Below are 21,275 nucleotides of genomic sequence, written 5' to 3'. Positions count from 1 at the left end.
CGGCAGCTAGAATTGCTGGTTATGGAACTGCACCAGCTGGAGTACTTCGTCGCGGTCGCTGAAGAAGCCAACTTCACGCGCGCGGCGGCCCGGATGCATGTCGCGCAGCCCGGGGTCAGCGCGCAGATCCGGCGGCTGGAACGCGAGCTGGGCCAGCCGTTGTTCGACCGGTCCGGGCGCACCGTACGGCTTACCGGCGTCGGCGAGGCCGCGTTGCCGCACGCCCGGGCCGCGCTCGCTGCGGTCGCGGCGGTACGCGAGACGGTCGCCGAGCACGAGGGGTTGGTGCGCGGCCAGGTGGCGATGGGGATGGTGACCTCCGCCGGGCCCGTGGCGTTGCCGGAGTTCCTGGCCGGGTTCGCGGAACGCTACCCGGGAGTGGAAATCACGCTCAGCGAAGCGAATTCCGACCTGATGGTCGACGCGCTGCGGGAAGGACGGCTGGACGTCGCGGTGATCGGCCTGGCCGACGGCGTGCCCGCTGGGCTGACCACTCAGATCGTGCTCGACGAGGAGCTGGTCGCGGTCAGCGCGCTGCGTGACGAGTTCGCTGACCGTGCCTCGCTCACCTTGGCGGAGCTGGCCGAACGGTCGCTGATCTGCCTGCCGAAGGGCACGGGCATGCGCGGTGTGCTGGATCGCGGGTTCGCTACGGCCGGGCTGCGTTCGCGGGTGACGATCGAGGCCAGCGACCCGAACGTGCTGGCCAAGCTCGCGATGCGCGGCCTCGGCGTGGCGCTGGTCCCGGAATCGCTGGCTCGCTACTACGCCGAGGAACTGCACGTCCTGCGGTTGCGGCCGGAGTTGCGCGGGCAGCTGGCGCTGGCTTGGCGGTCCGACGGGCCGGTGGGGCCCGCGGCGCGGGTGCTCATCGAGTTCGCCCGGTCAGTGCTTTAGCGAGCGGCGAAGGATACCGACGCCGCCTCGGATTCGCCAATGAATTCGGGCCGGAATTCCCGAACCGACGACCGGGAACTCCCGAACTCATCCAGCCGAGTGGGCCGTTCAGGTTATCTTGCCGCGTATTCCCGGAAATTCGTCGTACTGTCGGCAGCGGCCGCGAGTGCGGTCGAAGTTTAGGAGAAGACGGAGGAATTTCCGTGAAGCTTGTTCGTCTCGTGCGCAAGGCCCTTCCGAGCAAGAGCCTGAAGTCTTACGCCTGGTACGGCTGGATCTGACGGTCCCATTAAACGGTACCGGCCGGTTCCGGAATTTCCCGGAACCGGCCCGTGCCGCCGCTCACGAGGAGTTGCGCGGTGACCATTCCCGCTGAACGGAACAAAGTGCGCCAGGTGGTATTCGCGCCGCGCATTCAAGAACTGTTCGACCGTTATCGGGGGAAATCCTTCTTTCGGCTGGAATCGGACACCGTCGGCGTTGCCGGGCCCGAGCTGATGGACGCTTTGCTGCGCAGCCGGCCGGCGAACGCCGAGGAACGGCCGACGTTCAAACCGGTGCGCGGCCGGGTCGTCACTAGGCCGGAATCGTCGGCGCTGATGCGCGCGGTCGGCGCGGACGTGCGCGCCGCGCTCAAGAAGCCGCTCGGCGAGGCTGATCTCTCCGGGACGTGGCCCGCCGTGCCGCACAACTACCTGCGGGACCTGGTGTTCGGCCGCGAACAGTGGCGGTTCCGGGTCCTCGTCGACCGGCGGCTGGAGCTGACGCCGAAGATCACCTGGGCGGCGGTCGCCGCCGGAGCCGCGCTCTGGGGCCGGCCCGCGCCCGAGGTCGCGCTGTCCACTTTGGCGCGGATGGTGCTGGAAGCGGACACCTACGACCAGCGGCGCTTCGCGATGTACCTCTACCGGCGCGTGGCCGGGCCGGTCTGCTTCACCGTCGCCGCGCTGGTCACGAACGCTTTGTGGCTCAGTTCGCCGCTGGACGACGACGTGCCCACCGAGTACGTGCTCAACGAGGCACTGCGCCTGCTGCCGCCGTCGTGGAACATCCTGCGCGTGCGTTCGCCGGAGTTCGCCGAGGTGGACGCGCGGATCGGCCCGGGCGACGACGTCCTGCTGCTGCCGCTGCTCAGCCACCGCGACCCCGAACTGTGGGACGCGCCGGACGAGTTCCGGCCGGGCCGCTGGGCCTCGCTCGACCCGGACACCCACCCCGGTTACCTCCCGTTCGGGCACAGCAACGAACGCTGCTGGGGCCGGCACATGGTGCTGCCGCTGGCGGAACGCGTCCTCGACCTGGTCCGGCGCGACGGCCTGGTCGTCGATCCGGCGCAGACACGGGGCCGGGTGCACCTGGACGGGCTGCTGGAGGTTTCGGACGTGCGGGTCGTGCGCGCCTGAGGGCTCTTGACAACGTGTCAACGGAGGCGTTCCCCTGGACGGATGCTCCAGGACGGCGTGCTCGGGGTCAGCCTGCTCGCGGGCGGCGCGAACGTGATCATGCAGCTGGGCCGGCCCGAGGTCGGGTACGGCGTGATGGAAAGCCGCGTCGACTCGGGGAATCTGTTCAAGCATCCGCTGAAGCGCACGCGCACGACCGTCACCTACCTCGCGGTCGCCGTGCTGGGCACGGACGCGGACCGCGCGGCGTACCGGCGGGCGGTGAATTCGGTGCACGCGCAGGTGGTCTCGACTGAGTCGAGTCCGGTGCGGTACCGGGCTTTCGACCGGGAGCTGCAGCTGTGGGTCGCCGCCTGCCTGGCCCACGGCGTCGAGGACGTGCATCGCGCTTTTCTCGGCCGGCCCGCTCCGGAATCGTGGTACGCCGAGGCCGCGGTGCTGGGCACGACGCTGCAGGTGCGTCCGGAAGACTGGCCGGAGGACTTCGCCGCGTACTGGGCGGACGGACTGGCCCAAGTGGACATCGACGACCGGCTCCGCGAGTACCTCACCGCCATCGCGAATCTGGAATTCCTGCCGCGGCCGTTCTCGTTCCTGTTCGGACGGTTCCACCGCTTCGTCACGACCGGTTTCCTGCCGGAGGTGTTCCGCGAGCAGATGCGGCTGCCGTGGTCGGCCGCCGACCAGCTCCGGTTCGATCGGCTGATGCGCGCGATCGGCCGAATGGTGGAACCGCTTCCGGTGCGGGTGCGGCGCTTCCCCTACGACGCGTGCCTCGCGGACTTCCGGCGGCGGTTGCGGAAGGGGAAACCGCTCGTCTAAGCGGTTGACCGGAATGCTGCGGTCGGCAAGGGTTGGCGTATGGCCAAACCGGATGAGGTGCGTGAAGGGGTTTCCCTGACCAACCTCGACCAGGAGCTGTTCGCCGACGCCGGGGCGACGAAGCGCGACCTCGTCGACTACTTCGACGCCGTCTCGGACCGGTTGCTGCCGGTGCTGCGCGACCGTCCGCTGTCGGTGATGCGCGTGCTGCGCGGGCAGGACGCGTTCATGCAGAAGAACCTGCCGAAGTACACGCCGGAGTGGGTGCCGCGGGCGAAACTGTGGGCGGAGAGTTCACAACGGACAGTCACCTACGGCCTGTGCAACGACCGCCGGACGCTGCTGTGGTTCGGCAATCAGCGCGCGGTCGAACTGCATCCCGCGCTGACCCGGGTGGAGCCGGTCGGCCAGACTGACCTGATCATGGACCTGGACCCGCCGGAGGGCGCTGACTTCGGCGTCGCGGTGGCGGCGGCGCGGCTGGTGCGGCAGGCCTTGGCCGACGCCGGGCTCGCCGGTGCGTTGAAGACCAGCGGTTCCAAGGGTGTGCACGTGTTCGTGCCGCTGGTTCCCGGTCTGTCCTTTGAGGACGTCGCGGCGGCGACCCGGGCGGTCGGCGCGCGGGCGGAACGGATCGATCCGCAGCTGGCGACCACGGCGTTCATCCGGGAAGACCGGCACGGCAAGGTGTTTCTCGATTCGACCCGGGCGGGCGGGGCGACCGTGGCGGCGGTTTACAGCCCGCGGATCCGGCCGGGCACGCCGGTGTCGTTCCCGGTTCGCTGGGCGGACGCGGACGACGTCACACCGGCGGATTTCACGGTGAAGACCGCGGTGGGGCTGCTCGGCAGTGCCGACCCGTGGGCGGAGGAATTGCCGGAACCGCAGGAACTTCCGGCGGATCTCGTGGCCGAGGGGCACACGATCCCGGTCGCCCGGGTCGCGGCGATGCACGAGGGCAAACGCCGCGCCCGGGCGCGGCGGGAATCAGGGGAGAGCCAGTAAATCCTGGTGGTGCACGGTAACCTCGGTGATCTGCCGATCCTCGGGTACCGCCAGGTCAGGTTGCTCTTCCCGGGCCGCGGCAACGAATCCGCGGTACCAGGTGTCGATGAGTTCGCGGTGTTCCGGGCCGAGCTGCCACGGTGACGGTCTGGTGTGGACGGTCCAACCGTGCCGCTGGAACTCCGCTGCGGTGAAGGCGGCGGCTTCTGGGCCTAGCTTGCCGCCTCGGCGTTGGTGGTCGTTGAAGGCGGCGTTGAGTGCTTCGTCTGCCGCGTCCGCTGGCGTGAGGTGAGCCGATCCGGTCACGGACAACGTGAACAGCGCCGGGCTCTGCGCGTCCACACAGGACTTCACCAATCGTTGGATTTCTTCCTGGGTAAGGAGATCCAGCAGAGCGGAAGCCGTTGCCAAAGAAGTGCCGGTCAGGTTCAGCCGAGTCACGTCGGCCTGTTCGGTCTCGACGCTGATCCCCGGTGGAAGACTGCGTGCGGCGATCTCGAGCAGCCGCGGGTCCTGGTCGTGCAGAATCCACCGCTGCGGTTTCGGGAGGCGACCGGACAGCCAGCGTCCCATCGCCCCGGTGCCGCACCCGAGATCCCGGATGACTGCCGGGCTGGCCGGGAGCAAGGCGACCAGATCGGCCGCCCGCGCCGCCGTGTCGGCCGGTTCTCTGAGCCGCAGCCATTCCGGCGCGTAACCGGAAGAGTCCACTGTGGTCACAAGGAACGCTCGTATCCGGCCGAAGCGGCGTGGGATTCGTGCAGGGTCACCGAAATCTGGGCCAGCCCGCGCGCGTTCTCGCCGAGTTCCCCGGCGTGGATCCGGTTCGCGAGCCGGTCAGCGATCACCTTGGCGAGGTATTCCGTCGACGTGTTGATCCCGGCGAAATCGGGTTCGTCGTCCAGGTTCCGGTAGTTCAGGTCCGCGAGCACCGCGCCGAGCTGCTGGGTGGCGAGCCCGATGTCGACGACGATGTTGTCCGAGTCCAATTCGGACCGCCGGAACGTCGCGTCGACCACGAACGTCGCGCCGTGCAAGCGCTGCGCCGGGCCGAAAACCTCGCCGCGGAAACTGTGGGCGACCATGATGTGATCGCGCACGGTGACACTGAACAACGCGTTCTCCTTTACGGGTAGGTGATTCGGTGAGCCAGTCCGTGCAGAGTTCCATCGGCTAGCCGTGCCGCGACATCCGGCAGCTCGGCGAAAGTGGATTCGCTGGTGATCAGCGCGTCGAACGCCGGGTCCGCGAGCAGCCGCAGCGCCAGCGCCATCCGGTCGCCGTAATCGCGCCGCGCCGCGCGAGCCGGCGAAACGGTGCCGACCTGGCTGCCGCGCACGGTGAGCCGTCGCGAATGGAAGTTCTCGCCGAGTGGTATCGACACCCGACGGTCGCCGTACCAGCTCAGCTCGACCACCGTGCCCTCGCGGCCGAGCAGCGCCAGCGAACGCGCGAGCCCGGCGTCGGTCGCGCTGGCGTGCACCACGAGGTCGAGGTCGCCGCTCGCGGTTTCCGGAGTGGCGTACCGGATGCCGAACGCGTCCGCGACCTCGGCGCGGTCCGGGTCGGGGTCGACGAGCTGGACGTCCACGCCGGGAAAGCGGGACAGCAGTCGCGCGACACTGCACCCGACCATCCCCGCCCCGACCACCGCGATCCGGTCGCCGACCAGCGGGGCCGCGTCCCAGAGCGCGTTCACCGCGGTCTCGACGGTGCCGGCGAGCACCGCCCGCGCCGCCGGGACGTCGTCCGGCACCACCGTGACCGCCGACGCGGGCACGACGTACTCGGTCTGATGTGGATAGAGGCAGAACACCGTGCGGCCGGCCAGCTCCGGCGGTCCTGAAAGGACCTCGCCGACGTTCAGGTAGCCGTACTTGACCGGCCACGGAAAGTCGCCCTCCTGATACGGCGCGCGCATGATGGCGTGCTGGCTCTCCGGCACCCCGCCGCGCTGCACCAGACTTTCCGTGCCCCGGCTCAACGCCGAAAATCGCGTTCGGACCAGCACTTCGTCGGCTTGTGGAGCAGCCACCTCGGCCGATCGGAGCTCCCCGCCCTCGGCCGAAGTGAACCAGAAGGCCTGCGCCGCCCGTGTCAAGGTTGTCCTCCGTTGCTGCCGGATCGAGGAGAAATGGCTGTCTCCACCTGTACACGAACCCCGGCCGAGCTGGGTTCAACCGTCGTCCAGCAGGCCCCCGCGCTGCTGGCGCAACTCGCGCTGCTGACCCTGCTGACGGTGACGACCGGTCTCGGCCCGGCCGGCTGGGCAGTCGGCGTGGCGTACCTCCTCGGCTTGTTAGTGCTGCTCACCCAGGGCGCCTGGCGAATCAGGGTGTACCGGCTGGGCCCCGCCGACCAGGTGACCCTCGCCCGAGCGGCCCTGATCGGCACGGTGACCGCTTTGGTCGCCGACCGCCTGGGCGGGCATCCGCAGCTGACCTTGATCGTCCCCATCGCCGCGGTAGCCCTGGCCCTGGACGCACTCGACGGCTACGTCGCCCGCCGCACCGGAACCGTCTCCGCGCTCGGCGCCCGCTTCGACATGGAAGCGGACGCCTTCCTGATCCTGGTGCTGAGCGTCCTAGCCGCCACCACGGTCGGCCCATGGGTACTGGCAATCGGCCTGATGCGCTACGCATTCGTCGCCGCGGCTCGGCTGTGGCCGTGGCTCCGTGCCCCACTGCGCCCCAGCCGAGCCCGGAAGGCAGTAGCGGCTCTGCAGGGAATCGCCCTGACAGCCGCGGTGGCAGGGTTCGCGCCAGTGGTCCTGGCGGGGATTGCGGTGGCGACCTTGAGCTGGTCGTTCGGGCGCGACGTGTGGTGGCTGTACCGGAACCGCGCCGCCTAGAGAATTCCGCTGCGGCGATTCTTCTTCAGCCAAGGTTTCGGTGCCGGGAAACCGTCGTGGCGCTTGATCCGCAGTACGGCAAAAAAGGGCCAGCCGCTTGCCCTCGCAGCACCGCCCGAGCGGGACTACTGCAGGTAAACGGCTGGCCCACGGGATGAGGTATCGGCCCCCCTCAGGCTGATTGCCAACCTCCCAATGCCCACCATAGCGGGGTCCGAATAGCCCCGCTTAACCCGTCCGTGGGTCACCGGTCCGTATTTCTCTTCGCGGTATCTGTCACTGGGTCAATAGCGTCGGGAATTGCGCTCGAGCTGCAGATCCGCAGTGGTTAGCAATCGCAAAAAGAAACCGTACGCGTATCTTGCTGTCCAGGGCGGGGTCAAGGACAGCGGGGATCGGTGACCCGGTATCCGTCTCGCAGCGGTCCGCCTGTGCGGTCAAGCACCGCACGGGCGACCGCGCCGAGTCGTGGTGCGTCGGGCAAGGCGGTGGCCAATTGATCGGCCAGGCCGGGATCGTGGTCGTGCAGTTCACGCCACAGCCATTTGCCGCTGCCCTGCCAGTGTTGTCCGGCTAGCAGGGCCAATTGAGCGGACTTGGTCAGCACCCGAGCGGCGATGAAGGCGATCTCGGCCGGGTCGTCGGCTCCGGTCAGGTCGTCGAGCAGGTCGGTGAGTTCGTACCGTTGTGCGTCGAGTTCGCTTGCCGTCGCGGCGGTGGGTCCTGCGGACAGTCGTTGCCGCATTTCGGTCTGCAGCCGGGTGCCGACGCCGTCTTGGTCGGCCACGAGCGCGCCCTCGGCGATGAGCCGCGGGATTCCGGCCCAGCGGCGGGCCAGATTGTCGGTGCAGTGGGCACGCAAGGTTTCTTCGTCGTGCACCAGTGCTTCCACCGGCCAGTTTCCCCAGGTGAACGAATGCCGGTACGGGGCGTCGCGCGGGCCGGTGACCACCACGAGGTCGAGGTCGGACATCGACGTCCGCCGGTCGGTCAGCACGCTGCCGCCGACGATCACGACCCGGGCGTCCGCGAACAATCGACGCGCAATCTCGCCAGCTGCGGCAACCGGCTCCCCTTCGCGCGGATCAGCCACGCAATCCCCCTCTCGAATTGCTCAGCCCTTGGCGCTCAACTGCCAGGACACGCCCCACTGGTCGTTCACCCAGGCGAACGGGCCGAAGCCGTAATCGTCCAGCGGCATCAGGGTTCCGCCGCCCTCGCCGAGTGCCTCGTAGATCCGCTTCAGTTCGTCGGTCGAGTCCACAGTGACGAACAGCGATGTGGACGGCGTGAAGTCGAAGGCGTGCTGGACGAAGCTGTCGCTGCACCGCACCCGCTGTCCGGCGACGGTGAACTCGGCCATCACGATCGTTCCCTCCGGACCGGGTCCGTCGGCGCCGTAGCGCTCCTCGGACAGCACGGAGTCGCCCGGGAACAGCGAGGTGTAGAAGGCCATCGCCTCGGCGGCGTCGCGCTTCTGGAACATCAGGAACGGGACGAGGTCGGTCATCGGACTGCCCTTTCTCGGGGTGGGGGTCAGATCCGAACGTCGCATTGACAAGAAGTTTTGTCAAGCGCGCGCCACCACGCAGGCGAAGCCGAACGAGGCGCGGTAATCGCGGAGCCACTCGTCGCGGTGGGTGGTCGCGGCGGTGAGGGCTTCGGCTTGGTCCGGGTCTTCCGGGTGGTCCAGGGCCCATTCGGTGAGGCTGCCGGTCCACGACCATTCGTAGGCGTCCAGTTCGCCGCGGGTGCTCGTGTGGCCGTGGGTCGGCGTCCAGCCGGCGGAAATCACCTGGTCGAGGAGTTCCGGCAGGTCTGGCAGGTCGCCGAAGATCTCGAGTGCGGCGGGGGTCGGCTCGGTCTCCCAGTAGGCGTCGCCGATCAGGGCGCGGCCGCCGGGGCGGACGTGGGTGCGCAGAGCGGCGAGGGTGGCTGGCAAACCGCCGAAGGCGTGGGTGGAGCCGATGCACAGGACGGTGTCGAACTCGGCCGCGGCGGGGAATTCGGTGGCGGATTGGTGGTGGAGGGTCAGACGGTCAGCGACGCCTCGGTCGGTCGCGGCGGTGCGGGCGCGGGAGAGGGCGAATTCCGACGTGTCGACGCCGACGGCGCGGAGTTTCGGATACGCGGCGAGGGCGCGGATGAGCCATTCGGCACCGCCGCAGCCCAGGTCCAGGATGACCGCGTCTTCGTGCGGGATGCTGCGCTCGAGCAGGCGCTGGACCTCGTCGTCGCTGATCGGGGACGCGATGGGGTGCCGGGTGTGCGCGAGTGCGGAGAGTCGTTCACGGTTCACGCGCGCCACGCTGACACGCACGGCCCGAACCGCGCACCTGGTTTACGAGCGGGTGCGCATCGATGCCGACGGGGTGGTGCCGAGCACGCGAGCGGCGACCCAGGCCAGGCCGTCAGCGGTTTCGGCGGGCGTGCCCGACGGCTGCATGACGTGGCTGAGCACGGTGCGCACGACGAGGTCCATGACCACGGTGAGCTGGCCGTCGTCGAGTGGCGGCGCGTAGCCGCGGACCCGGCCGCGCAGAACGGCCTTCGCTTCGGTGAGCAGGGTGCCGGCGCGGGTGGTCAGCAGCGGCAGGAATTCGTTGTCGGTGCCGTGCGTCGCGGAGGCGATGGCGCGCAGGAGGATGTTGTCGTCGGCCAGTTCGAGCACCGCGCGGACGGCGTCGTAGATCGCCTCGACCAGGTCGTCCGGATGCCGGTCGAACGCGGTGCTCACGACGGCGAGGAACCGGCGCAGCTCGTGCGAGATCATCGCCTCGGCGAGCGCGGTTTTCGAGCCGATCTCGTTGTAGACGGTCTGCCTGCTCACCCCGACCAGATCGGCGAGCCGCGCCATGGTGACCGCTGACCAGCCGGATTTCGCGGTGAGTTCGATGGCGGCGGTGATGATGGGCTGCCGGTACTGGCCGCCCGCGGGCACCGGAAGCACGCTCATAGCCGTCATTCTAGGCGGCCGTTTCGAGGGCGAAGGCGACTGCCTCGGACCACGGCGCTCGGGCAGCGATCCGCTTGCGGTACTTCATGATGTCGCGCGGCCGGTCGACGGTGAACGCGCCGACGAGCCGGTCGCCGCGCCGGTACAGCGCGGTGAAGCCGTGTTCGGCCGGGACCGCGACGACGACCTCGTCCGCGCGCGGCGTCCCGACGAACTGGATGCGGTGCGAGTACCAATCGGACCAGAAATACGGCACGGCGCTGAACACCCGCGCGCTCGCGGGGTCCAGCGCGTGCCGCGCCGCGGCCGCACCCTGCTCGGCCGCGTTCGTCCAGTGTTCCAGCCGCATCAGCTCGCCGTCGAACAACGCGTTCGCCACGTGCGCGACGTCTCCGGCCGCATAAACGCCGTGTGCGGCGGCGAGGGTGCCGTCGCAGATGACGCCGCCGTCGCGTTCGTGCAGCAGGAGTCCGCTGTCGCGCAGCCAGCCGGTGGCCGGGGCCGCGCCGATTCCAGCGACCACGAGGTCGGCCGGGAGGACTTCGCCGGTCGACAGCTGGACGCCGGTCACCGCGCCGTCTTGCGACGTGAAGCCGGTGACCCTGGTGCCCAGCCGGAGATCGGTTCCTGCCGCGCGATGCAGATCCGCGCAGACCTCGCCGACCTCGGGACCGATCGCGCGCACCAAAGGCGTTTCCAGTGTTTCCACAATAGACACTGGCAGACCGCGTTTGCGGGCGGCTGAAGCGACTTCCGAGCCGATGAAACCAGCTCCGATCACGACAGTCCTAGCGCCACTGTCCAAAGCGGACCGAATGGCGATCGCGTCGTCCGCGGTGCGCAGCGAGTGAATGCCGGAGATCTCCTCGGTGCCGGGAAGAACCCGGGCGGCGGCTCCGGTGGCGATGACGGCGGCGTCGTAGCGGACGGTCGTGTCGCCGGTGCGGATTTCCCTGGCGATCGGGTCGAGCCCGGTCGCGGGAGTGCCCAGCCGGAGTTCGACGCCGAGTTCGCGCAGGTCGTCCGCGCTGAGAAACGGTTCCACCGCAACCGGTCCGTCCGCCGCGAGGAAGGATTTCGACAGCGGCGGCCGGTCGTACGGCAGGTGGTCCTCCGCACCGATCAGCACGATCCGGCCGTCGTATCCGGTCCGCCGCGCGGATTCGACCGCGCGCAGTCCGGCCAGCGACGCGCCCACCACGGCGAGCGTCATGACACCAGCTTCAGCGCGAGCACCGGGCAGGCGTCGACCGCCGCGGCGAGGTCGGTCCGGTGCTCCTCGCCGGGGTTCTCGTCGAGCACGACGACCGTGCCCTCGTCGCCCACCTCGAAGAAGTCCGGGGCCATCGCTTCGCACATGCCCAGGCCGTCGCACTTGTTCAAATCCGCTTCGATCCGCATCACACACTCATCCTTCCGGGAGCAACGAAGTCGACCTTTTCCCTTACGCCGCAGTCGGGACAGCACCAACTGTCCGGAATGGACGACCATGGCGTACCGGCCGGGAAGCCTTCTCGGGGGTCGCCGCGCTGCTCGTCGTAGACGTATCCGCAGCCGGGGCACATTCCGCCCTCGCTCGCGTCACCGCGCACGTCGTCCGGCACGACCACCGGATCAACAGTGGAAGTTCCGTACCGGGCAAGGATTTTCTCCCGCTTCGACGGCTGGATGTTCGCTCGGCTGATGTCGCCGTCGAAGTGGTTGAGCACCCGCTGGTCCATCACGCGCCGCCACAGCGGCGGGAACAGCGCGAGCACGATCATCCCGGCGTATCCGGTCGGCAGCACCGGGGATTCGGCGAAGTCGCGCAGGGTCTGGTAGCGGCGCGTCGGGTTGGCGTGGTGGTCGCTGTGCCGCTGCAGGTGGTACAGCAGGACGTTCGTCGCGATGTTGTTGGAATTCCAGCTGTGGCTGGGATCCACGCGCTCGTACCGACGGCGCTCCGGCGGCCCGACCTTCTGCCGCAGCATCCCGTAGTGCTCCATGTAGTTCACGACTTCCAGCAGCGAGAACCCGATCACCGCCTGGATCACCAGGTACGGCAGGATCCCGACGCCGAGCCACGCCACCATCGCCACCCACAGCACCGCGGACATCAGCCACGCGTTGAGCACGTCGTTGCCGATCCGGAACGGATGCTTGTCGCGGCGGGCGTAACGCTTGCGCTCCAGCCCCCACGCGGATTTCAGCGAGCCGAACACGGTACGCGGCCAGAACCGGTAGAAGCTCTCGCCGACGCGGCTCGACGCCGGGTCCTCCGGAGTCGCGACGCGCACGTGATGGCCGCGGTTGTGCTCGATGTAGAAGTGCCCGTAAAAGCTTTGCGCCAGCGCGATCTTCGACAGCCAGCGCTCGTGGCTTTCCTTCTTGTGGCCCAGTTCGTGCGCGGTGTTGATGCCGATCCCGCCGATGCAGCCGATCGAGATCGCCAGCCCGATCTTGTCCGCGACGGACAGATCGCCGCGCGCGATGAGCCAGAACGCGAAGACGAACCCGACGTACTGGATCGGCAGGAACAGGTAGGTGATCCACCGGTAGTAGCGGTCCTGTTCGAGCCGTTCGATGACGTCGTCCGGCGGATTGCTCCGGTCGAGGCCGGCGACCAGGTCGATCGCGGGCACGATCGCCAGGATCACGATCGGCCCGATCCAGAACCAGACGCCCCAGCCGGTCGCGGCGTGCAGGCCGATCGCGAGGAACGCGAGCGACGGCACGACCAGCCCGATCAGCCACAGGTACCGCTTCTTGTCGGTCCATCCTTCGGTCGACCCCAGCGGCACCGTGCCGGTCATCTCGCTCATCGCGCCCTCCTCCGTTGGCTGGCTTTACATGACGGTAAGACATGTACACCGCGATTGACAAGAGGAGTTGAAATGTAAAGCCGTCACGGCCGGGTGAACCCGCGGGTCGGGCATCGGCCGAGGTCAGTCGGGTACGCGGGCGTGCCGCAGCACCTCGACCACCGGGTCCAGCCGGGTGTCGGCGGTGCGCCGGATCAGGAATGTGGTGAGGGTGGCGACGAGATCGTCGATCGGCAGGACCGCGCATTCGTTCGGGTCCAGCGCCAGCGCGGTCGCGGATTCGACCGGGGCGAGGGTGAAGCTCTTGGTGCTGCGCAGGAAGATCAACAGCCCGCTGACGTCGGAGAACTGCGCCTCCGGATCGACCAGCACGCCCTTGGCGGCGAGTTGCTCGGCGCGCCGGGAGCCGAGATCCCAGTGCCGCGGCCCCTGCAGATACTGGAATCCGCGCAGGTCGGCGAGGGTGAGCGAGGTCCGGCCGGGGAACCGCGACGCGTCCACGACCGCGCCCAGCGGTTCGCGGTAAAGGACGATGGTGGACAGCCGGTCGTCCGAAGTGCCGAGATGCGACACGGCGAGGTCGAGCGAGTTGCTGAGCAGTGCCGATTCCATCCCGAGCGACGGCATCTGCCGCAGGGTGAACCGGTAGGAACCGTCCAGCGCGCGGATCGATTCGCTGAGCTGGCGGCGGTGCGCGGGATTGAGCACGTCGGGGATGGCGAGCCGGACGTCGGCGCGCTGGTCGCGGGTGCGCATGCGGACCGGAATGGCGTCGAAGCCCGAAACGACCGATTCGGCGAGCGGCAGCAGTGCCTCGCCCGCCTCGGACAGCCGGGTGTGGTGGGTGGAGCGGTCGAACAGCGGTTCTCCCAGCTCGCGTTCGAGATCGCGAATCCGCTGGCTGAGCGGCGGAACGGACATGTTCAGCGCCCGCGCCGCACGGGTGAAGTTCAGCTCGCGCGCGACCGCGAGGAAGTACCGCAGGTGGTGAATCTCCACGCCGAGCAGCGTACCCACGGTGTTATCACGGTGGTCATACCGATCTGATGCACTCGGTCATTCCCTTCTGGTGAGCAAGCGCTTAGCGTCAGTGGTGAAGCAAAGATCGTCAACGGGAGGACCGCGAAGATGGATGCCACCGGACCGCTTTCCGGGGTGAAGGTGCTCGACCTGTCGTCCGCGGTGATGGGCCCGTACGCCACGCAGATCCTCGGCGACTTCGGCGCCGACGTGATCCGGGTCGAACCGCTGCGCGACGTCGCCCGGCACTCGCCGGCCAACACCGGCCGCACGCCCGGGATGGCCCCGCTGTACATGCAGGTCAACCAGAACAAGCGCAGTATCGAACTCGACCTCAAGGACCCGGCCGGCCGCGAAGACCTCTTCGCCCTGCTCGCCGACGCCGACGTCCTCGTCACCAACATGCGCGCCGCCGCGCTCGACCGGCTCGGCCTCGGCTACGAGCAGCTGCGCGAACGCTTCCCCCGCCTGGTCTACGCCCACGCGCAGGGCTTCGCGCCCGGCTCGTCGCGCGCGAACCGGCCCGCCTACGACGAGGTCATCCAGGCCACGTCCGGCCTGGTCAGCCTCCAGGACCGGGCAGGCGGCACGCTGCAGTTCGTCCCGACCTTCATCGCCGACAAGACCGCCGCGCTGTACCTGCTCAACGGCGTGCTCGCCGCGCTCTTCGACCAGCAGCGCACCGGCAAGGGCCAGCAGGTCGAACTCGCGATGGCCGACGCGATGATCGCGGTCAACCTCGTCGAGCACCTGGCGGGCGACGTTTTCGTCCCGGCCGCCGGTGACGTCGGCAACCCGCTTTCGCTCAGCGACACGCACGCGGCCATGCGCACGGCCGACGGCGGCGCGATCGCCGCGGTGCCCTACACCAACGACGCCGTGCGGACGCTGCTGATCGGGGCCGGCCTCGACGACGCCGCGGCCGATCCGGCCTGGGACTCCCCGGTGATCGACCGGGAGATTTTCACCGCGGGGGTGGAGAAGGTGCTGGCCAACTCCGCCAGCCGCACCACCGCGGAGTGGGAGGAGTACCTGACCGCCCACGACGTTCCGTACGCGGTCGTCGTCGACATCGCCGACCTGCCGACCGACCCGTACGTTCAGGAAGTCGGGCTGATCACCGAGCGGGAACACCCGACCGAGGGCACTATCCGCGTCGTGGAGAGCCCGCTGCATTTCTCGCGGACCCCGGCCGGGTTCCGCAGGCACGCCGAACGCGCTGGCGCGAGCACCGCCGAAGTCGTCGGAGCCGTACGCACCACTGAAGGGGTTTGATCGATGGATCTCGAACTGTCTCAAGAGGACCTCGCGTTCCGGGACGAATTGCGGGAGGTGTTCCTCGGCGCGATTCCGGAGGAAGTCCGCAAGCGCAGCGCACTCGGCCTGATCACGCGTGACGACATCGTCACGAGCCAGCGGATCCTGAACGAGCACGGTCTGGCCGTGCCGCACTGGCCGGTCGAATGGGGCGGTCGCGATTGGACTCCGACTCAGTCCCACATCTACGCCTCCGAACTGCAGCGCAACGCGGTGCCGCAGCCGCTCGCCTTCAACGCGAGCATGGTCGGCCCGATCATCGCCGAGTTCGGCAGCGAGGAGCAGAAGCAGAAGTTCCTTCCCGCCACCGCGAATCTCGACATCTGGTGGTCGCAGGGCTTCTCCGAGCCGGAGGCCGGTTCCGACCTCGCCGGGCTGCGCACCACCGCGAAGCGCGACGGCGACCACTACGTCCTCAATGGACAGAAGACCTGGACCACGCTCGGCCAGTACGGCGACTGGATGTTCGTGCTCGCGCGGACCAACCCGGACGCGCCGCGCAAGCAGCAGGGGCTGTCCTTCCTGCTGCTCGACCTGAACACCCCGGGCATCGAGCGCCGTCCGATCAAGCTGGTCGACGGTTCCGCCGAGGTCAACGAGTTCTTCTTCGACAACGTGGTGATCCCGGCGGAGAACCTCGTCGGCGAGGAGAACAAGGGCTGGACGTACGCGAAGTTCCTGCTCGGCAACGAGCGCAACGGCATCGCCCAGGTCGGCACCGGTCAGCGGATCTTCGCCGACCTCGCCGCCGCGGCCGCGGATCTGCCCACTGAGGACGGTCCGCTCGCGCGGGACGCCGAGTTCCGCGCCGCGATGCACACCGCGAAGACCACGCTGCTCGCGCTGGAGGCGACCCAGATGCGGGTCACCGCCGCTTCCGAAAACGGACAGCCGAGCCCGGTGTCGTCGCTGCTCAAGATGGAGGGCACGCAGGCCCTGCAGGCGCTGACGAAGCTGCGCATGCGCGCGGCCGGTTCCGACGGAATGCTGCTGGACACCGAATCGCCGGTGCGCGCCGACGAGGCCGCGGTCGTGGCCGCGGCGCAGTACCTGAACCAGCGGAAGCTGTCGATTTTCGGCGGCTCCAACGAAATCCAGCGCGGCGTCATCGCGAAGACGATCCTCGGTCTGTAAGGGACGGCGACTCATGAACCTCGAATTCAACGAAGACCAGAAGCTGCTGTTCGAGACCGTCGACACGGCGGTCGGCCGCGGCTACCCGGCAGGCGGCCGCGCGGTCGCGACGAGCAGCGAACTCGGCTGGAACGACCAGGTCTGGAGCACCCTCGGCGAGCTGGGTCTCGCCGGTCTCCCGATCTCGGCGGACCACGACGGCGCGGGCGCGGGCCCGGTCGAGGTCTACGCGACGCTGGAAGCGATGGGCAAGCACGCGGCGGCCGAACCGCTGCTCGACGGCGTGTTCCTGCCGTCGTGGATCGTCGCCGAGCTGGGCACCGACGACCAGGTCAAGGAGCTGCTTCCGCTGCTCGCCAGCGGTGGCACCACGATCGCGGTCGCGCACGCCGAGCCGGGACGTCCGTGGGGCGTCGCGCCGTCGGTGTCGGCGGCCGGTTCCGCGCTGACCGGCGTGAAGTCGCCGGTGCGCAACGCCGACCAGGCCGACAAGTTCCTGGTCACCGCGGTCGACGAGAACGGCCGCACCGGGGTGTACCTGGTCGAAGCGACTGCCGAAGGCATCACTCGCGTCGACGGCCGGGCCGCGGACTGGGGACACACGTCGCAGGTCGAATTCGCTGGTACGCCGGCGGTTCTGCTCGGCACCTCGGACTCCGACGCGCCCGCCGGGTTGCGTCGCGCGTTCTCGCGGGCGCGGGTCGCGGTGACCGGCGAGGCGATCGGTCTCATGGAGACCGGGCTCGCGATGACCGTCGAGTACCTCAAGACCCGCAAGCAGTTCGGCGTTCCGCTGGCGGCGTTCCAGGCGCTCGTGCACCGTGCCGCTGACCTGTACGCGAAGGTCGAGCTGGCGCGTTCGCTGGCGCTGTGGGCCACCGCGACGGTCGAGGCGTACGACAACGGCGCGTCCACAGTGGACCTCGACGCCACGGCCGACGACGCGTTCGTGTTCGTGTGCGACGCGGCGACCGCGACCGCCGAGGAGATCGTCCAGCTGCACGGCGGTATCGGAATGACTTACGAATCAGAGGTCGCGCACCACGCGGCGCGCCTCATCGCCATCACGGAGAGTTACGGCGGAGTGAGCGCGGCCCGTCGCCGCGCGCTAGCGTCGGACGCGTTGCTGACGCCGCCGAGCGCGCTGCTCAACAACGCGGACGCGGTCACCGCCTGAGAAAGGAGCGCGCCATGCCGGTCGTCGCGATCGTCGGCGCTGGGGTCATCGGAGTGTCGTGGGCTCGGCTGTTCGCCGAGGCGGGCTGGACGGTGCGAGTCACCGATCCACGCCCGGACCTGCGGGAAATCGTCTCTCGCGACCTCGCCGGGCTGCCCGCCACGGCAGTCGCGGACCTCGCGGAAGCCGCTGCCGGAGCCGACTTCGTCCAGGAGTCGGGCCCGGAGCGGATCGAGCTGAAGCGGGAAATGTTCGCGACGCTCGCCGCCGCCACGCGCGACGACGTAGTACTGGCGTCCTCCTCGTCGTCGCTGTTGCCCTCGGTGATCGCCGAGGGCAACGCGGCGGCCTCGCGGATCGTCATCGGGCATCCGTTCAACCCGCCCGAACTGATGCCGCTGGTCGAGGTGGTGCCCGGGGTTTCGACCGCCGAGGAGACCGTGGCGAAGGCCGTCGAGGTCTACCGCGGGCTGGGCAAGAAGCCGATCACGCTGAAGAAGGAAGTGCCCGGCTTCGTCGGGAACCGGCTGCAGAAGGTCTTCAACGACCAGGCGATGTACCTCGTGCAGCAGGGCGTCGTGTCCGCGGCGGACCTGGACGAGCTGGTCAAGGCTTCGCTCGGGCCGCGGTGGGCGACCATCGGGCCGTTCGAAAGCATGCACCTCGGGGGCGGGCCGGACGGGATCCGGCACCTGGTGAGTCACGTCGGCTCGCAGATGAAGTTCGAGATCGGCCGTCCGGACCGGGAACACCTCGACGCGGTGATCGACGAGGTCGAGCAGACCTACGGGACCGCGGACACCTACGCCGAGCGGGTCGAAGCGCGCGACAGCCGTACTCGCGCGGTGGTGGACGCGCTGGAGAAGGCATGAGCCTCACCGAGCAACTCGAGGCCGCGCTCGCCAAACCGGCCGCCACCGACGAATACGATCTGCACCAGCCGCTCGCCGATCTCCTCGGCTCGGTCGGCCTGCAGGAATCCGACGCAGGCGGCCGGATCGAGTTCACCGGAGCCGACCCGGTACTGCCGGGCGCGCTGCGGCTGGCCGGGGCGACGTCGATCGCGCTGGCGGCGAAATCCGTTGCGGTGGCGAAGATCTGGCAGCTGCGCGGCGGACGCGGGCAGGACATTTCGATGGACCTGCGGACCGCGCCGCACCGGCTGTGCCCGTTCTACGACAAGAAATGGGAACTGCTCGACGGTTACCCGCAGGGCGACCCGGCGCGCGTCGATCCCGCCTTCGGCACCGATCGGTTTTACTCTACCGCGGACGGCCGCTGGGTCCACCCGATCAGCCCGTATCCCAAGCTGCGCAACGACGCTGCCGCGCTGCTGGGCGTTCCCGAGCGGGATGCCGTGGTGCAGCAAGCGATCGCGCAGTGGAACTCGTTCGAGCTGGAGGACGCCGCCGAAGCCGCGGGTGTCATCATGCCGGTGGTGCGCACGACCGAAGAGCTGATGGCGACCGAGCAGTACCAGTCGGTGCTGTCGACGATGCCGCCGGTGATTGTCGAGCGGATCGGCGACAGCGCGCCGGAACCGTTGCACCCCAACCCTTCCACGCCGCTCGAAGGAATCCGTGCTCTCGGTCGAGCGCACATCATCGCGGGCGCTGGCTGCGGCCGGGCGCTGGCGTTGCACGGCGCGGATGTGCTGAACGTCTGGGATCCAGGCGAGTACGAACTGCCGGTGCTGTACGCGACGTCCAATGTGGGCGTTCGCTCCACCCGGCTCGACTTCCGTCGCCCCGCCGACCAGGAGCGGATGCACTGGTTGCTCACCGGTGCCGACATCTTCTACGCCAACCGTCGCCCCGGATACCTTGCGCGGCACGGTCTCGACGCAGAAACCGCCGCTGAGATTCGTCCCGGAATCATTCACGCCGAAGTGACGCTCAACGGCGGCACCGGCCCGTGGTCCGGACGAGTCGGCTTCGACCAGACGGCTGGCTGCCTGTCCGGCGTCATGCTGCTGGAAGGCGAGGGCGGGGTCCCGTCACTGCCCGCAGTGCCGGTGGTGAACGACTACATCACTTCCTGGTTCCTGCAACTGGGAATCCTGCGCGCACTCATGCTCCGCGCCGAATGGGGCGGTTCCTACCGAGTGCAGGTTTCGCTCACGCGCGTCGCCTTGTGGTTGCTGAGCCTGGGAATCTTCGACAAGGGCTACGCCGCGGAGGTCGCCGATGTCGCGCCCGGGCACGAATACTTCGACCCCGAGACGTTCACCGCGGACACCCCGCTGGGCCGCTACCGCGGCGTCACCGAACAGATCCGGATGTCCGAGACTCCGGGCTACTACACGAATCCGCTGATCCCCATGGGGTCGCACCGTCCAGAGTGGAGGTGAAATGTTCAGCGAGCTAGTGGTGCTGGGCATTCGCACCGGGACGATTTACCGCGTCGGACTCCCCGACGGGCAGGTTACCCCGCTGTACAAAGACGCTGGTGTCTCGCCGGATGGCGTTGTCCTCGCCGATGGCACTGTTTACTGGACCACCATGGGCATGCCTTCGCGTGACCCGTCGGTGCCGGGCGAAGCGGGTCTCGACTATTCGGCACGCAATGGCGGCCTGCACGCGGTTTCCTTCGACGGCACCGGTGCCCGCGACGTTGTCCCGAATGGAACTCTGACTACCGGGAAACAGTTGGCGTACAACGGTTCCCTGTATTGGGGCGACCGGGAGGGCTACCGGATCACCCGGGTGCGTCCAGACGGCACGGGCCTCACGGACCTGATCGTGAACGAGCCGGACGACAGCGGCATGCAGGAATGCGTCGGCGTGACTGTGGACGCCACGCATCTCTACTGGACGCAGAAGGGTCCGGCGAAGGGCGGCGTCGGCCGGATTTTCCGTGCTGGACTGGAGATCCCTGCGGGCGAGACCGCGCGCGACCGGTCCGATGTGGAGACCCTGTGGGATCACCTGCCGGAACCGATCGACCTGGAGATCCATGGCGGGTACCTGTATTGGACCGACCGTGGTGCGGCCCCGAAAGGCAACACGCTGAACCGCGCGCCGATTCCCGGCCCAGGGGAGAAGGGTGCGGAGCCGGAGATCCTGGCGAGCGGCTTCACTGAGGCGATCGGCCTGGCGGTGGACGACGAGGTCGCCTACGTCTCCGATCTCGGCGGGCGGATCACCGAGGTGCCGTTGAACGGCGGCGAATCGCGGGTAGTGGTGGACATGGGCGAGCTGCTGTCCGGTATCGCCGGGGTCGTGCGCGGCTAGCTCGCCGCGATCCCGCGCAGGATCATCTCCACCAGGTTCAGCAAATGCTCCTGCAGATCGAACGGCGCGGCCTCGCTCTCGATCCATGAGCTGAGCGTCCCGAAATACCCGGTGGCGAGCAGCAAACCCGCCTGCGCCGGATCGACGTCCGCGCGGATCTCCCCGGTCTCCTGCGCCCGCGCGACGAACGCGGCGAACTCGCGCGCCAGTTCCGGATTGCCGAACACGTTGGTGGAGTGGATCGCCGCGCCCATGCAGGCGACGGTTTCCGCGCGGGAGTCGAGGCTGTTGCGCGCCAGTTCGATCAGGTATCGGCTGAGCACCTCGCGCAGCGGCCGGTCCTCGAGGTTCTCGGCGCACACCGCGGTCATCGCGCGTTCGCGGCGGCGCAGGCTCCACTCGTCGAGGAACGCCGTCTTGCGCTGGAAGTGGTTGAACACGGTGGCGCGCGCGGTGTCGGCGCGTTCGGCGATGTCCTCCATCGTGGTGTTCTCGTAGCCGCGTTCCACGAACAGCTCCACGGCCGCCTGGAACAGCCGGTCCCGGCGTTCGTGCCGCTGCCTGGTCCGCCGGTCGGTCGTCGCCTCTGCCGTCATGCCTCGCAGTCAACCATCATTTCTTCGCGGCGCCCGCTGAACGGCGCCCTTGACGGTGCCTCC

The 21,275-nt window shown here is 68.8% G+C and carries 24 protein-coding genes; 12 read left to right on the top strand and 12 right to left on the bottom strand.

All coding sequences use genetic code 11. The features are described 5' to 3' along the window. Positions 1-21: 21 nt before the first annotated feature. The 5 genes from EIZ44_RS15845 (at position 22) to EIZ44_RS15830 (ending at position 4,127) form a co-directional block, all read left to right on the top strand. On the top strand, positions 22-897 hold the full coding sequence (locus EIZ44_RS15845) for a LysR family transcriptional regulator (protein WP_134729357.1): 876 nt from the start codon (positions 22-24) through the stop codon (positions 895-897). Positions 898-1,100: 203 nt separating this feature from the next. Beyond that, on the top strand, positions 1,101-1,178 hold the full coding sequence (locus tag EIZ44_RS46160; protein WP_350539724.1) for a tryptorubin family RiPP precursor: 78 nt from the start codon (positions 1,101-1,103) through the stop codon (positions 1,176-1,178). A gap of 78 nt (positions 1,179-1,256) precedes the next feature. Then, positions 1,257-2,300, top strand: a complete 1,044-nt coding sequence (locus EIZ44_RS15840) for a cytochrome P450 (protein ID WP_240691316.1) — start codon at positions 1,257-1,259, stop codon at positions 2,298-2,300. A gap of 42 nt (positions 2,301-2,342) precedes the next feature. Beyond that, a complete protein-coding gene (locus EIZ44_RS15835) occupies positions 2,343-3,122 on the top strand; it encodes an oxygenase MpaB family protein (RefSeq protein WP_134729355.1) in 780 nt (259 codons plus the stop codon). 39 nt (positions 3,123-3,161) lie between these two features. Then, entirely contained in the window at positions 3,162-4,127 is a 966-nt protein-coding gene (locus EIZ44_RS15830; RefSeq protein WP_134729353.1) for a DNA polymerase domain-containing protein, read from the top strand. On the opposite strand, the gene EIZ44_RS15825 is transcribed toward EIZ44_RS15830, so the two are convergent. Genes EIZ44_RS15825 through EIZ44_RS15815 form a run of 3 tightly spaced genes read right to left on the bottom strand, consistent with a single transcriptional unit; the run spans position 4,110 to position 6,228 of the window. Then, positions 4,110-4,847, bottom strand: coding sequence for a class I SAM-dependent methyltransferase (locus tag EIZ44_RS15825; protein ID WP_134665274.1), 738 nt, complete (start codon positions 4,845-4,847; stop codon positions 4,110-4,112). The genes EIZ44_RS15830 and EIZ44_RS15825 overlap by 18 nt on opposite strands. Continuing rightward, positions 4,844-5,242, bottom strand: a complete 399-nt coding sequence (locus EIZ44_RS15820) for a 6-pyruvoyl trahydropterin synthase family protein (protein WP_134729351.1) — start codon at positions 5,240-5,242, stop codon at positions 4,844-4,846. The genes EIZ44_RS15825 and EIZ44_RS15820 overlap by 4 nt, the downstream gene beginning before the upstream one ends. Before the next feature lie 11 nt (positions 5,243-5,253). Next, positions 5,254-6,228 (bottom strand): zinc-dependent alcohol dehydrogenase, encoded by a 975-nt coding sequence (locus EIZ44_RS15815; RefSeq protein WP_134665272.1) that lies wholly within the window; start codon positions 6,226-6,228, stop codon positions 5,254-5,256. Positions 6,229-6,261: 33 nt separating this feature from the next. Here EIZ44_RS15815 and EIZ44_RS15810 point away from each other — a divergent pair, with 33 nt between their 5' ends. Next, entirely contained in the window at positions 6,262-6,978 is a 717-nt protein-coding gene (locus EIZ44_RS15810) for a CDP-alcohol phosphatidyltransferase family protein (RefSeq protein ID WP_134729349.1), read from the top strand. A 379-nt stretch (positions 6,979-7,357) separates the two neighbouring features. On the opposite strand, the gene EIZ44_RS15805 is transcribed toward EIZ44_RS15810, so the two are convergent. The 8 genes from EIZ44_RS15805 to EIZ44_RS15770 all read right to left on the bottom strand — a co-directional run bounded on the left by EIZ44_RS15805 (position 7,358) and on the right by EIZ44_RS15770 (position 13,734). Beyond that, positions 7,358-8,071 (bottom strand): nucleotidyltransferase domain-containing protein, encoded by a 714-nt coding sequence (locus EIZ44_RS15805; RefSeq protein ID WP_134729347.1) that lies wholly within the window; start codon positions 8,069-8,071, stop codon positions 7,358-7,360. Positions 8,072-8,092: 21 nt separating this feature from the next. Next, complete coding sequence (locus EIZ44_RS15800) at positions 8,093-8,488, bottom strand: VOC family protein (RefSeq protein WP_134729345.1); 396 nt, start codon at positions 8,486-8,488, stop codon at positions 8,093-8,095. Between the two features lie 60 nt (positions 8,489-8,548). Beyond that, positions 8,549-9,277, bottom strand: coding sequence for an SAM-dependent methyltransferase (locus tag EIZ44_RS15795; protein WP_167754144.1), 729 nt, complete (start codon positions 9,275-9,277; stop codon positions 8,549-8,551). Between the two features lie 42 nt (positions 9,278-9,319). After that, a complete protein-coding gene (locus tag EIZ44_RS15790; protein ID WP_134729343.1) occupies positions 9,320-9,943 on the bottom strand; it encodes a TetR/AcrR family transcriptional regulator in 624 nt (207 codons plus the stop codon). A gap of 1 nt (position 9,944) precedes the next feature. Further along, positions 9,945-11,147 carry an NAD(P)/FAD-dependent oxidoreductase gene (locus EIZ44_RS15785; RefSeq protein ID WP_134729341.1) on the bottom strand — a complete coding sequence of 401 codons (1,203 nt, stop codon included), beginning with the start codon at positions 11,145-11,147 and terminating at the stop codon, positions 9,945-9,947. Continuing rightward, a complete protein-coding gene (locus EIZ44_RS15780) occupies positions 11,144-11,335 on the bottom strand; it encodes a ferredoxin (protein ID WP_037811043.1) in 192 nt (63 codons plus the stop codon). The genes EIZ44_RS15785 and EIZ44_RS15780 overlap by 4 nt, the downstream gene beginning before the upstream one ends. Next, complete coding sequence (locus tag EIZ44_RS15775; RefSeq protein ID WP_134729339.1) at positions 11,335-12,735, bottom strand: fatty acid desaturase; 1,401 nt, start codon at positions 12,733-12,735, stop codon at positions 11,335-11,337. The genes EIZ44_RS15780 and EIZ44_RS15775 overlap by 1 nt, the downstream gene beginning before the upstream one ends. 123 nt (positions 12,736-12,858) lie before the next feature. Next, positions 12,859-13,734 (bottom strand): LysR family transcriptional regulator, encoded by an 876-nt coding sequence (locus EIZ44_RS15770; RefSeq protein ID WP_134729337.1) that lies wholly within the window; start codon positions 13,732-13,734, stop codon positions 12,859-12,861. Between the two features lie 129 nt (positions 13,735-13,863). On the opposite strand from EIZ44_RS15770, the gene EIZ44_RS15765 reads away from it, so the two are divergent. From EIZ44_RS15765 to EIZ44_RS15740, 6 genes are read left to right on the top strand one after another with little or no spacing between them, the layout of a single operon-like run. Continuing rightward, the gene (locus tag EIZ44_RS15765; RefSeq protein ID WP_134729335.1) at positions 13,864-15,030 is read left to right on the top strand and encodes a CaiB/BaiF CoA transferase family protein; all 1,167 of its coding nucleotides are present in this window, start codon (positions 13,864-13,866) and stop codon (positions 15,028-15,030) included. Positions 15,031-15,033: 3 nt separating this feature from the next. After that, positions 15,034-16,206, top strand: coding sequence for an acyl-CoA dehydrogenase family protein (locus tag EIZ44_RS15760; protein WP_134729333.1), 1,173 nt, complete (start codon positions 15,034-15,036; stop codon positions 16,204-16,206). A 13-nt stretch (positions 16,207-16,219) separates the two neighbouring features. Beyond that, positions 16,220-17,383 carry an acyl-CoA dehydrogenase family protein gene (locus EIZ44_RS15755; protein ID WP_134729331.1) on the top strand — a complete coding sequence of 388 codons (1,164 nt, stop codon included), beginning with the start codon at positions 16,220-16,222 and terminating at the stop codon, positions 17,381-17,383. Positions 17,384-17,397: 14 nt separating this feature from the next. Then, positions 17,398-18,255, top strand: coding sequence for a 3-hydroxyacyl-CoA dehydrogenase NAD-binding domain-containing protein (locus tag EIZ44_RS15750; RefSeq protein ID WP_037811049.1), 858 nt, complete (start codon positions 17,398-17,400; stop codon positions 18,253-18,255). After that, a complete protein-coding gene (locus EIZ44_RS15745) occupies positions 18,252-19,733 on the top strand; it encodes a CoA transferase (RefSeq protein ID WP_134729329.1) in 1,482 nt (493 codons plus the stop codon). The genes EIZ44_RS15750 and EIZ44_RS15745 overlap by 4 nt, the downstream gene beginning before the upstream one ends. A gap of 1 nt (position 19,734) precedes the next feature. Beyond that, complete coding sequence (locus tag EIZ44_RS15740; RefSeq protein WP_134729326.1) at positions 19,735-20,616, top strand: SMP-30/gluconolactonase/LRE family protein; 882 nt, start codon at positions 19,735-19,737, stop codon at positions 20,614-20,616. Here EIZ44_RS15740 and EIZ44_RS15735 read toward each other — a convergent pair. Continuing rightward, positions 20,613-21,212, bottom strand: a complete 600-nt coding sequence (locus EIZ44_RS15735; protein ID WP_134729324.1) for a TetR/AcrR family transcriptional regulator — start codon at positions 21,210-21,212, stop codon at positions 20,613-20,615. The genes EIZ44_RS15740 and EIZ44_RS15735 overlap by 4 nt on opposite strands. Between the last annotated feature and the right edge of the window lie 63 nt (positions 21,213-21,275).

This window comes from Amycolatopsis nivea (assembly GCF_004522235.1).
Lineage (GTDB): Bacteria > Actinomycetota > Actinomycetes > Mycobacteriales > Pseudonocardiaceae > Amycolatopsis > Amycolatopsis nivea.
This window is presented reverse-complemented; position numbering and strand designations above follow the sequence as displayed.

What these genes read in the sequence shown, in the direction of transcription:
- EIZ44_RS15750 (WP_037811049.1), top strand. Translation starts at nt 17,398, where the DNA reads ATGCCGGTCGTCGCGATCGTCGGCGCTGGGGTCATCGGAGTGTCGTGG.
- EIZ44_RS15775 (WP_134729339.1), bottom strand. Translation starts at nt 12,735, where the DNA reads ATGAGCGAGATGACCGGCACGGTGCCGCTGGGGTCGACCGAAGGATGG.
- EIZ44_RS15835 (WP_134729355.1), top strand. Translation starts at nt 2,343, where the DNA reads ATGCTCCAGGACGGCGTGCTCGGGGTCAGCCTGCTCGCGGGCGGCGCG.
- EIZ44_RS15810 (WP_134729349.1), top strand. Translation starts at nt 6,262, where the DNA reads ATGGCTGTCTCCACCTGTACACGAACCCCGGCCGAGCTGGGTTCAACC.
- EIZ44_RS15800 (WP_134729345.1), bottom strand. Translation starts at nt 8,488, where the DNA reads ATGACCGACCTCGTCCCGTTCCTGATGTTCCAGAAGCGCGACGCCGCC.
- EIZ44_RS15740 (WP_134729326.1), top strand. Translation starts at nt 19,735, where the DNA reads ATGTTCAGCGAGCTAGTGGTGCTGGGCATTCGCACCGGGACGATTTAC.
- EIZ44_RS15790 (WP_134729343.1), bottom strand. Translation starts at nt 9,943, where the DNA reads ATGACGGCTATGAGCGTGCTTCCGGTGCCCGCGGGCGGCCAGTACCGG.
- EIZ44_RS15765 (WP_134729335.1), top strand. Translation starts at nt 13,864, where the DNA reads ATGGATGCCACCGGACCGCTTTCCGGGGTGAAGGTGCTCGACCTGTCG.
- EIZ44_RS15845 (WP_134729357.1), top strand. Translation starts at nt 22, where the DNA reads ATGGAACTGCACCAGCTGGAGTACTTCGTCGCGGTCGCTGAAGAAGCC.
- EIZ44_RS15830 (WP_134729353.1), top strand. Translation starts at nt 3,162, where the DNA reads ATGGCCAAACCGGATGAGGTGCGTGAAGGGGTTTCCCTGACCAACCTC.
- EIZ44_RS15735 (WP_134729324.1), bottom strand. Translation starts at nt 21,212, where the DNA reads ATGACGGCAGAGGCGACGACCGACCGGCGGACCAGGCAGCGGCACGAA.
- EIZ44_RS15785 (WP_134729341.1), bottom strand. Translation starts at nt 11,147, where the DNA reads ATGACGCTCGCCGTGGTGGGCGCGTCGCTGGCCGGACTGCGCGCGGTC.
- EIZ44_RS15760 (WP_134729333.1), top strand. Translation starts at nt 15,034, where the DNA reads ATGGATCTCGAACTGTCTCAAGAGGACCTCGCGTTCCGGGACGAATTG.
- EIZ44_RS15780 (WP_037811043.1), bottom strand. Translation starts at nt 11,335, where the DNA reads ATGCGGATCGAAGCGGATTTGAACAAGTGCGACGGCCTGGGCATGTGC.
- EIZ44_RS15745 (WP_134729329.1), top strand. Translation starts at nt 18,252, where the DNA reads ATGAGCCTCACCGAGCAACTCGAGGCCGCGCTCGCCAAACCGGCCGCC.
- EIZ44_RS15755 (WP_134729331.1), top strand. Translation starts at nt 16,220, where the DNA reads ATGAACCTCGAATTCAACGAAGACCAGAAGCTGCTGTTCGAGACCGTC.